At 45.8% G+C, this 11,531-nt stretch carries 8 protein-coding genes; 5 read left to right on the plus strand and 3 right to left on the minus strand.

Going from position 1 to position 11,531, the window contains the following annotated elements:
* Window positions 1–218 precede the first annotated feature (218 nt).
* The 3 genes from CLV42_RS20340 to CLV42_RS20350 all read right to left on the minus strand — a co-directional run bounded on the left by CLV42_RS20340 (window position 219) and on the right by CLV42_RS20350 (window position 2,799).
* Window positions 219–1,388: a hypothetical protein gene (locus tag CLV42_RS20340; protein ID WP_106603773.1), complete on the minus strand. Its 1,170-nt coding sequence runs from the start codon at window positions 1,386–1,388 to the stop codon at window positions 219–221.
* Complete coding sequence (locus tag CLV42_RS20345; RefSeq protein ID WP_106603774.1) at window positions 1,385–2,362, minus strand: DUF2157 domain-containing protein; 978 nt, start codon at window positions 2,360–2,362, stop codon at window positions 1,385–1,387. Before CLV42_RS20345 ends, CLV42_RS20340 begins: the two co-directional genes overlap by 4 nt.
* Before the next feature lie 92 nt (window positions 2,363–2,454).
* On the minus strand, window positions 2,455–2,799 hold the full coding sequence (locus CLV42_RS20350; protein ID WP_106603775.1) for a hypothetical protein: 345 nt from the start codon (window positions 2,797–2,799) through the stop codon (window positions 2,455–2,457).
* A 629-nt stretch (window positions 2,800–3,428) separates the two neighbouring features.
* On the opposite strand from CLV42_RS20350, the gene CLV42_RS20355 reads away from it, so the two are divergent.
* The 5 genes from CLV42_RS20355 (at window position 3,429) to CLV42_RS20375 (ending at window position 11,383) form a co-directional block, all read left to right on the plus strand.
* Window positions 3,429–5,099, plus strand: a complete 1,671-nt coding sequence (locus CLV42_RS20355) for a C1 family peptidase (protein ID WP_106603776.1) — start codon at window positions 3,429–3,431, stop codon at window positions 5,097–5,099.
* Window positions 5,100–5,210: 111 nt separating this feature from the next.
* On the plus strand, window positions 5,211–5,510 hold the full coding sequence (locus CLV42_RS20360; protein ID WP_106603777.1) for a protease inhibitor I42 family protein: 300 nt from the start codon (window positions 5,211–5,213) through the stop codon (window positions 5,508–5,510).
* A gap of 282 nt (window positions 5,511–5,792) precedes the next feature.
* Window positions 5,793–8,237 (plus strand): PKD domain-containing protein, encoded by a 2,445-nt coding sequence (locus CLV42_RS20365; RefSeq protein WP_106603778.1) that lies wholly within the window; start codon window positions 5,793–5,795, stop codon window positions 8,235–8,237.
* 32 nt (window positions 8,238–8,269) lie between these two features.
* Complete coding sequence (locus CLV42_RS20370) at window positions 8,270–10,234, plus strand: Ig-like domain-containing protein (protein WP_106603779.1); 1,965 nt, start codon at window positions 8,270–8,272, stop codon at window positions 10,232–10,234.
* A gap of 339 nt (window positions 10,235–10,573) precedes the next feature.
* Window positions 10,574–11,383, plus strand: coding sequence for an SDR family oxidoreductase (locus CLV42_RS20375; RefSeq protein ID WP_106603780.1), 810 nt, complete (start codon window positions 10,574–10,576; stop codon window positions 11,381–11,383).
* The last annotated feature ends 148 nt before the right edge of the window (window positions 11,384–11,531 follow it).

Below are 11,531 nucleotides of genomic sequence, written 5' to 3' on the forward strand. Positions count from 1 at the left end.
TCCTCCGTTCTTCCTCCGTTAAAAACGGAGGAAGAACGGAGGAATATCCTGGTCATATGCAACTTTGAAGTAACCCAGATCCGGGACGATCCCGGTGGCTGGTACATCTTCGATAAGGCAGGCGAAGAGACAAATATGGGACTGACCGTAGTAGGTCTGACGATACACCACAAAACAGCAAACATCAGGTCGCCGCTCTATTGCCGGGCGGTCGGCCCTTAATAATCGCCGGACGCACCACCTCCACCACCTGAACCACCACCCAATTCAAACTGATCTGGCCGTGGAGTAGCAGCATGGCTCATGGTTTGTGCAATTACCAACGATTCTATCTGTAAGGACTCCATGGCATGCTTTTCATCTGAAGACGCTTCCGTAAAACCGTGACGCGGCGTTTTAAGATAGCGGATCAGTGCATAGGCAACACCCACCATCATCAGGCCGCCCAGGGTCATGGCCACTTCAAGCGGGGCCACACTGTGATAATAGCGGATTGTGTACACAATGCCTGCAATCAGGAACAGCCCTGTACAGATCAGTATCCGGTCTTTCTTCCGGATGCCGGTATAAATGTATATCAACGGTAATGTTACTGTCAGTATCCAGAAGAACCATCCGCCAGGAATATCCTGACCGGGTTGCAGATCCAGGCGGAACATTTCGTTACCTACTTCCCTTACCACGAAATAGTTGCCAGCCAGGTAAAGCGTGATCAGCGCACAGACCTGCAACATCTGCAGACATTTCTTGTAATGCCGGTATGTATGTACGGCTATTAGTTTTACCGAAAGAAAATATATACCTGCTGATGCCAGCATCACAGCAAATGGGACGACCAGCTTCGCAATAGCGCCCAGTTTCTCACATCCTGAAAAGATCAGCCCCAGAAAAGACAAATGCGCTACAACGCTCATACTGACATCCGCGAAGCGCATTACAAAAAAGACGGATAATAGCAAGGCCACAAAACTCCATACCCATACAGGTGCATCACCATTGGTAGCAATACCTAATGCTGACAGTAAAAAGATGCCGGCGCCCCATATCAAAGCAGCATCGGCGCCTGATTTATAGTGTCTCTTTTCACGTACCATGTACTCAGCCAATCCATACGAGCCTCCCCCGAAAAGGAAACACAGGAAGGTAAAGGCCCCCTCTCCCCCAGACATTGACAACAGGCAAAAAAAGCCGAAAGAAAACATCAGGATAACGACGGTCAATATAAAAATGCCGATACGCATGTAAGGGTTTGGCGTGTAGAGATCCACCGGATGTGCCGTAATCACGGCATTATATTCTTCTGCCGTAATGCAATCTGCCCCCTTTGCCATTTCTATTTGTTCCTGTATATACAGGTTATCTAACGACTGACTGTTATATGCGATCATGCTGTTTTCAGTTTTTTATTAACGTTAATCAACAATAGAATAGCGCCTATGCCAGACATAATGAAATACAATAGTCCGGCGTAAATACCGCCCTCACTTCCCGCGTTCATTAACAATCTGACTACGATAAAACTCAGTCCGATGTAAGCATATAATGTAATAATCAACACAAAATAAAAGGAATGCTGCTTCATTGCCTGGCTGTAAAAGAAAATGGTTGCTACAACCAATAACAGGAACCATAAGCCATATGGGCCATCATATGCGGCAAACATTCCTGCGAGGTTCGCGATAAGAAAAACATGCGTACCGAAGTTGCTGTAGGTAAATGAAAAATGGGCTTTGAACTGTAGGCGGTGACTCAGCAAAGCTGTTATTATCAGCAAGGCGCCCAATACCAATCCGGTATATATAAGTGTATAACTGGAAAAATCATTGTTGGTCAACAGCTGCAGCGGCGTTACCGTTACGCCCATCCAGGCCGCCAGATTGGTAATAGCCATACTCAGTATTCCAAGATGATCAAAGTAATAAGCTGAGAAAAATAATACCAGCATCGGGATAAAGGTAGCGGCGCCATATCTGGTACCAAACACATTATACTGTACCTGCAGGTAAGTGATAAAGGTCACCAGCAGCAAACACCCGAGCAACAGGATATAGTCGAAAAAGCTGTTGGGGGCAGGTACTTTCGTCCTGGAAAAAGGTAGCTTATGGCGGAAACTATAATAAAAGCAACCGCCACAAGCTAATGCTATCGCCAGTAGAATGACCTGATGACCTATGGTATCAATGTTCTTATATATCAGTATCCCTAAGCCCCCGCTTAACAATAAAACGCCCAGGTACAGGATGGTTTTAAGCTCCCAGTGTACAGAGAAAAGCCTGCTTGCTGTGATGGTGCGTACTTTTTCTGCAGATGCAGCGGAGATAGTCCCCTCTTTTTGAAGTTGTTCAAACAAATCGATATCCATAACATTTGAAATGATGCGAAAAAGTATAACAATAACTTCACATCAACAAGCAATAAATATCAAAATGGCTGTTTTCAGCTACTTCCTGCATGTCACGGAGCAATAATGACGCTTTTGACTGTATTGTTCAATATTGTTTTTGTTCTTAGCATTTTGGGAGAGAGTTCCTCTTCAGGAAGCTCGTTGTACCACTTATAGATATCATCAAATACATCGGCAAAATCCTGCGTCACTTCTGCCCGGGTTCTGCCAACGCCAATGATAGACAACATGTCATTCTCAATCATGTAATGACCATTTTCTCTTTTCATAACAGAAAGTAAGGGAAAATTAAATACATACTGTCTGTCTTTTCCATTTATCACCTTGGGTGAGAAAAGATAAGCTTTAGTACGTTTACGTGCTTTTGGTTTCTTTTTCAAGGATATATTTTCCATATGTATAGTTTTTATTTCCACATTCACGAACGACCAACGCAGCTAAAGATCACTACAGGCGCTGTTCAGATAATTATGATAAATGATGTAAGAAGAAATACGGGCACAATGGTTAAGCAGTTTTTCATCTTACAAACAATGGTATTACTATGCATCAGTACGATGTAATTGTACACAAGTTTAAAAAACAATTTACAGGATTTAGTTAATTGGAGGTTAATAAGTATTTATTTTTTTCATCTTCATGCACATGATTTATATAGCGTGTTTACTATAGATTTTATGTGCGCTACCACATATTTATACAATGAATAAATTTTATTCTGTTGCAATCGTTAGCATATTAAAATTTATTTTTAAAACTTCTGACAATCATATAGATTTGTCCTCGCAAGCATGGAAGTATTCCACTTTATTACGTAAAAAAGCACCTCAAGAACCTTATTTTCTTTCTCTATCGGGACCATCAGACTGGCAGCTCATTTAATGTATCTTTTGTGAAGATGATGATGTAACAACATCAACAGTAAATCCTGCACGTGCATTTCTCCGGCACTTTTACTTACTTCTAAATTCAGCATTGAATTTCGGATCGTTATTCTGTTCACTCCAAAACTAATACCATTCAAATGTCTAAGATCAAGATCTCAGAATTGGTAGCCGACCTTCAGAAGGCCGATACCCAGTGGCAGGCAAGAGAAACAACAGTTTCCCAACTGCCCGATCCACAGCAAAAAGCTTTATTGGGTGTCATTGTAAACACTGAGGAACTTGCCTCCGTTATGAACAAGAAGGCTGCTGCTGCTCCAGTGGCCAATTTTGCACAGGAGGTGGACTGGCGCAACCGTAATGGTAACCATATCACTCCTGTGAAAGATCAGGGTGGATGCGGTTCCTGCGTTTCATTTTGCACAACGTCAGTTACCGAAGCAATGGCGTCTATTGAAAAAGGACAATTGCTCAATCTCTCTGAAGCAGATCTTCACTTCTGTTCTTCGCATGGTGCTAATTGCGGAGGATGGTGGCCTACTGATGCTTTCAGCCAGATCAAATCAAGAGGTATTCCGGATGAAGCATGCTTCCCTTACGAAACAGCTTTTCCTGAGAACAATATCTGGAAACAACCTCCTACATGCAAAGTCGGTCCTGACCGGGATGCAAGAGCAGTAAAGATCACTAACTCTACTACCATTGCAAATATCACTGAAAGGAAAAATTATCTTTCCAACAACGGGCCCTGCTCCGCTGTTTTGCATGTGTATGAAGACTTTTTCTCTTATGCAGATGGCGTGTATAAACACGTCAGCGGCGCAGACTACGGTCTACACTGTGTAACAGTTATTGGTTATTCAGAAACAGAACATTGCTGGATCTGTAAGAACTCCTGGGGCACCGGATGGGGTAAAGGCGGATTCTTTAAAATCGCTTACGGACAAGCTGGTATAGATACAGAATTCCCATTCTGGACTGCCAGTGGTATTAAACTTCCTACACCGCAACATGGATGGCATGGATATGAAAACCTCGGCGGTTTATTATCATCCAGACCAAATGCAGTATCATGGGGACCAAACCGCATTGACGTTGTCGTACGCGGTATGGATTCCGCTGTTTATCACAAATGGTGGAATGGTACTTCCTGGAACGGCTGGGAATCTCTCGGCGGACAAATCCAGGGAGCTCCTGCTATCTGCTCATGGGCATCCGGACGACTGGACATCTTCGCACTGGGCCTCAACCATCATCTGTATCATAAATGGTATCAGGGCGGATGGAGCGGATGGGAAGATCTCGGAGGTTTGTTATCATCCGAACCAGCCTGCGTAAGCTGGGGACCAAACCGCATTGACATCTTCGCCAGAGGTATGAACTCCTCTATGTGGCATCTCTGGTGGAACGGTGCATGGCATGGATGGGAAGATCTCGGAGGCGTTATCAATTCAGCACCTGCGGTATCTTCATGGGCACCAGGCAGACTGGATTGTTTTGCACGCGGCCTGAACAATCATCTGTGGCACAAATGGTTTGACAACCAATGGAGCGGATGGGAAGACCTGCAGTCCAATATGTTCGGCAGTCCTGCTGCTGTGTCATGGGGGGCTAACAGGATAGATGTATTCTTCCCTGGACAAACCTACAACATGATGCATAAATGGTGGGATGGCGCCCATTGGAGTGGAGACGAAAACCTCGGAGGCATTCTCTCTTCCGACGTAGGCGTATCTTCATGGGCATCCGGACGACTCGACTGCTTCGTGCAAGGCACCGATTCCGCTATGTATCATAAATGGTACGTATAAATAGCACTCATACTTGCGAATTACGGTTAACTATCTATTCTTCTGGCCCGATGATTGCCGGATGTATGGTGTAGTAACTGTAATTCGCATTTTGTTTAAAAACCTGAAACTATGGAAAGCGAGGCTAAAGAAATAAAAGCAGGGACATCCCTAACTGTTGTACTGCCTGGTCTTGGAACTGCAGGATTCCAATGGTTCTACCAGAGCACCAATACTAATTGTGTTGAAGTAAGACCCTACGACCATGCAGTGGATACCTTCCGGCAGGACGTAGGTACCAGCAATGAAGAGGCCTTTGTCATTAACGGAAAGGCCCCCGGTCATGCAAGCGTTACCTTTGAACAAAGGCGCATTTGGGAAAAAGAAGGTCAGCCCATTAATGCCAGGCGACTGGAAATAACTGTTACCTGATTATTTTCAAAATCCTACTCCATAAAAAATGCCCCTCTTTAGAACCCGGTAGCTGTAAAAACAGCCTATCCCTTACCTATTTTAATTATTGAAATAAAAAATATATATCCCTGTAACCACCCTTTTTTCTTCTCCATAAGTATTTACTGGTGAAAGTTAACTGTTGCTGGCGGAAGCTTCCTTCAGGAGCCTCCGGCATTGTGCATGGCTATAAGCCTATACCCTGCCAATTCATTGAGCTTAGTAAAATCTATAAAAGACCGAAATCTATAATGACCGTTCATGAAGCGCATCTTTACAACTACCCTATTTTTCATCCATACCGGCATACAGTTATTGTCTGCACAAACCTACACACCCGTACCTGTTACGGGGTTCAATGCTGACATTGTAGCTGAAGCGGGCACCAACGCAGTCGCTGTTACCTCCACTGTTATAGATGGCAGTAATCATATTTTGCACTCACAGGCTTTTGCAGCAGCGAATGGGATCGGCGGAGGCATTATCAATTCCGGTACCTTCGTCAGCGGTACCCGTACCTACCAGATGAATCCATATACCGGCCTGAATGCCTTGTATCTTTCTGCCGCTGGAAACGTTGCCAACTCCCTGCCTGCAGGCACCCTTACCCTGGCCACACCTGCCAGTTTCAGTAAATTGAGCATTCTGGCATTTGGTACAGAAAATAATAGTACCGTCACCGTGACATTGAATTATACCGATGGTACATCTGCGAATGCGGGCACCCTGCAGATCAAAGACTGGTTCTTCGGAACACCGTTTATTTTCAGTGGCATGGGCAGGCTGACACGTACTACCACTTTCCCTACGGTAGATGGTCTTCCTTCTAATCCACGGATGTACGCATTTGACTTTAATATTCCCTGCGCTGATCAGTCAAAACTTATCAGGTCTGTTTCTTTTCTCTATGTACAAGGCCCCAATATCAGTTCCAGGGCATTGATCATGGCGCTTTCCGGTGTACAGTCTGTACCACTTACCTATACACACAATGTTACCGATGCCATCTGTGGAGGCGCGAACGGCAGCATTGCAGTGACTGTAAGCGGCGGTACAGCACCACTGACCTACGCCTGGAATACGGTTCCTGTACAGACCACGCCTACTGCCACAGGACTGGCAGCTGGCTTTTATACCTTATCCATCAGAGATGGCAACAATTGTATCACTACTGTTACCGATACCGTAGAAAAGTTATCACTGGTGACACTTACAGCAGCAGCCAGCCCGGCAAAGATCTGCGCAGGAGAAACATCCGTACTTTCTGTTACAGCCACTGGCGGTACTGCCAGTAATTATTCATGGACACCAGGACCTGCTGCCGGCAATACTATCTCCGTTAACCCAATAGATACTACCTCTTATATTGTTACTGCACAAGACGCATTCGGCTGTCTGCTGAAAGATACCGTGGAGGTTACTGTTAAACCTACACCTGTTGCCGACTTCTCAGTACTACCGGATGTAGTATGCCTGGGTACAAACCATACATTGACATTTACAGGTACGGCAGGAACGGCGGCCACCTACGACTGGCATAATTTCTCAGGCGCCACCATACAAACCGGCACTGGCGCAGGGCCGTATGATATACGTTTCAATACAGCAGGTGTTTATCCTGTACAATTACAGGTGACGGAAGATGGTTGTATTTCCAATATGGCTACACATAACATCACCGTGTCACAGCCACCAACGGCCAGCTTCTCTGTCAGTAAAACACCTGTATGTGCAGGAGAAACCACTACCATCAATTTTACAGGCACCTCTGCCGGCAACGTTACTCCTGTCTGGAACTGGGGTGGTGGCGTAGTGCAAAGCGGTAGCGGTTTCGGGCCTTATACTGTTAGCTATCAGCGCAGCGGCACCATCAGCCTGATTGTACAGGATAATATCTGTGCAGATACGGCCACTCCCGTCACGGTAACCGCTATTCCCATGCCGGTAGCTGATTTCAAGACAGATCTTACCATAGGTTGTGCACCAACAGAGATCAGTTTTGATAATCTTTCACAACTTGCAGATACATATCAATGGTCGCTCGGAGACGGCTACCAGACAGGTACTACTGATCCGGTATACAGTTACAACACACCGGGCACATACACCGTTACATTAAAGGCGATCGCACAGGGCCAGTGTTCAACAACTGTTACCAAAACGGCTTTGATCAAGATACTGTCCCCTCCTGTCGCTGCATTCAGTGCTGCGCCGGGGCCAAATACGCCGGTAGAATTCAAGAACGGCACTTTCACTTTTAACAACACTTCACAGGCTGCAGTAGCATATAACTGGGATTTCGGAGATGGTACAATCTCTGAGATCGAAGATCCGCAGCATAAATATGAGTTGCCCGGCAGCTACAAAGTAATACTGTATGCTAAGAATGAAATCGGCTGTACGGACAGTATCAGTCATGCATGGTACATCATTGTACCAGACCTGGTGTTAGAAATCCCCAATGCTTTCAGTCCGAATGGAGATGGCATCAATGACCGCTGGAGCATAGACGGATTGAAAGCAAGACCTGCCGCTACGACAGAGATCTATAACCGCTGGGGACAAATAGTGTTCACAGGTATCGGTTATACCCCCTGGGATGGCACCCGCGGAGGCAGGCTGTTGCCCACAGGTACTTATTATTATGTCATTAAAACGGCGGCAGATGAAAAGCCCTACACAGGATGGGTAGCACTGCTACGGTAATAAAATTTAGTATCAACCAAAAATACAATTGAATGAAACGTGTTCTTATTGTTGCCTCCATGCTGGTAATATGCGCCTGCAGGTTATACGCTCAAACCTATACGCCCATTGCCGTAACAGGTTTCAACAATGACGGAGTAGCTGAAACAGGCGTCAATGCCCAGGCTGTGACCACCACCGGACTTGACATCCAGCAGAAAATACTCTACACATTTGATTTTGCTGCCGCGAATGGCTTGCAGGCAGGTATACCGAATGATGGTCTTTTTACCACAGGGCTGCGTACCTATCAGATGAATGATTATACCGCCAACAATGTGCTTTATATGTCTAAACTGGGAAACGTGGGCGTGGCCAATACCGTAAGTACCGGCACACTGACATTTACCACACCGGGTGCATACAGTAAGATCAGCCTGTTGTGCTTCTCTACGGAACAGGGCAGTACATTAGGCATTACTTTTAATTATACAGACGGTACAACATCGGCGCAGATTGTGGCCAGCATCCTTGACTGGTTTGGAGGTATCAATCCTGTGTTCGACAGTTATGGCCGTATTCAAAGGATGCCAGCAGGTCCATACAACGTGGAAGGGCTTAGCAGCAACGATCCGCGTATCTATAGCATTGATATTGCTCCTGCCTGCGAAAACCAGTCAAAAGAAATAGCATCCATCACTATAGAATACCTGACAAGCGGCACATTCAACAACGTGTCAAGAGCTGTTTTCCTGGCAGTATCAGGACAGGCTTATGTACCTGTTACTGTAACTTCTGACGTAACGAAGGCCACCTGCGGCAACAGTGACGGAAGTATCAGTATCACTGCTACCGGTGGCGCATTTCCGCTCACCTATTCCTGGAATACTACCCCGGTACAAACCACTGAAACCGCTACCGACCTGCCGGCTGGTAGTTATACCTGTACCGTTACAGATGCCAATGGTTGTCCTTCAGATTTTGCTGCAGACATCAGTGAGGAATCTATGATACTCCTGAAAGCGCTGGCTAAACCGGATAATATCTGTTCGGGTACAACGACCAAGCTATATGCCATTCCTACCGGTGGCAGCATGAGGAGCTATACCTGGGAACCAGGCAACGTCACTGACTCCAGTTTCACCGTTACGCCAGATACTACCACCACTTTCAAACTGACCGCCGAAGATCAGAACGGCTGCCATGTAATAGATAGCATCAAAATAACGGTGACCAAAAAGCCGGCCGCACCGCTTGTATCTGCACAGAGCATCTGCCCGGACAGTACCGCTGTATTAAAAATAGACAACGCCACCACACCATTCACTTATAAGTGGTACACTTACCCTTCCGGGGGTGATGTGGAAGGCCAGGGAGCCATTTATACCACACCTGCGGTAAGCACTGAAAGCACCTGGTACGTGGAGGCCGTAAATGGCCCCTGCAGCAGTGATAGAACCGCGGTGACTGTTACGCCTTTTGAGCGGGCCATTACGCCGGTGGTAAAGGCAGGAAATATTACTGCCAGTGGAGTCACCTTCACCTGGGACCCTGTACCCGGAGCTACCGGTTACATCGTTTCTGTGGATGGAGGCGCCTATATCACACCGAGTTCCGGAAATACAGGCACTTCACACGTGGTGACCGGTATTACCAACCAGGAATCCATATCCATCAAAGTGATTGCTCTCGGTCCAATAAGCTGTCAGAACAGTTTACCCGGCCTTGCTGCGGCCAAACCTAAACCGGGTGAAATATTCATCCCGAATGCATTTACACCTAACGGTGACGGTAAGAATGACTATTTCAAACCGGAAGGCACTACTATCTCTGCTATTGACATGAAAGTGTTTAACCAGTGGGGAGAATTGATTTACCAGACCAACCAGCTGACAGGCTGGAATGGCACCTATAATGGTAAGTTGCAGCCAACGGGTGTATATACTTATACTGTGAGGATTACATTGAACAATAAGACCGAACTGACAAGAAAAGGGGCCATCAATCTACTGCGATAAACCTCCCATAGATCCGTTTTATCCGGGCATCCTTAAAGTAATACTGCTTTAAGGATGCCCTTTCTTTTATATACCCATTTATTACTACTAAAAAAGATAGTACTTTTCACAGGAAAAATTTAACACAGCAAATATTTAACTACGGAGTAAACGTTTTTCTGCCCATCTTTGCTCCGTCAGATTCAATCCTGATACCAGATAGGGGACATCGCAACAAATAAGGAGGGGCACAAGGGACATTTTGAAGAGTTATGACACCGTCTCCATCATCTATCAAATTTAAAAAACCATTAAAAACGCACATAATTAAACAATCAAAGTTTCGAATCTGATTCAACAATGAAAAAAGTAATTCTCGTAACCGGTGCCTCAACAGGCCTGGGCTTAGCTACCGCAAAGGCACTTACCGCAGAAGGTCACACTGTCTATGGCACCAGCCGGAATATAACACGTCTCCAGGACGTTCCCTTCAAACCACTGCAAATGGATATTACTGACGACACCTCAGTAAATAGTGCCATAGCAGAGATCATTAAAAATGAAGGGCATATCGACGTTGTTGTCAATAATGCAGGTAATGGCATTGTGGGACCACTTTATGCCGTGCCTGTGGAGCAAGCCAAAAGACAATTCGAAGTGAATTTCTTTGGTATGGTGCGGGTGAACAGCGCTGTTCTCCCAGGAATGATCGAACGCAAGAGCGGTCTGATCCTGCAGGTAAGTTCATTGGGTGGCCTGTTTGGACTGCCTTATCAGGGTATGTATTGTGCTTCCAAATTTGCAGTAGAAGGCTATTCACAGAGCCTCCGTATGGAATTACTGTACACTGGTGTAAAGGTGGCTGTTGTAAACCCGGGCGACTTCAAGACGGCATTTACCGACAACCGCGAAAAATTACCGTTCCCGATCGTGAACGAGAAACTGAACAAAGACTTTGATACCGCCGTTACCAACATGGGAAGGGACGAGCAGAACGGCAGTCATCCGGATGTTGTAGCTCAGAAGATCGCTAAGATCATCTCCAAGTCCAGCCCTGCTCACAACTACCTGGTAGGTGCCCTGGGACAGACCATCGTGCCGACGCTGAAAGCTATCCTGCCCGGCAGGCTGTTCACAAAACTGATGAATGACCACTACGGTATAAAATAAAAGGAGGCCATCGCGCCACTAAAGAACTGCCATATTTTGTATAGGGCTGATTAATAGACACTTGTGCTATTATTCAGCCCTTTTTAATATTTGTGACCCGGGCGGCCACGGCTATAAAAAACTTTGAATTTTACAACTATTCATTTGA

It is taken from the genome of Chitinophaga ginsengisoli, assembly GCF_003014595.1.
Classification (GTDB): Bacteria; Bacteroidota; Bacteroidia; order Chitinophagales; family Chitinophagaceae; genus Chitinophaga; species Chitinophaga ginsengisoli.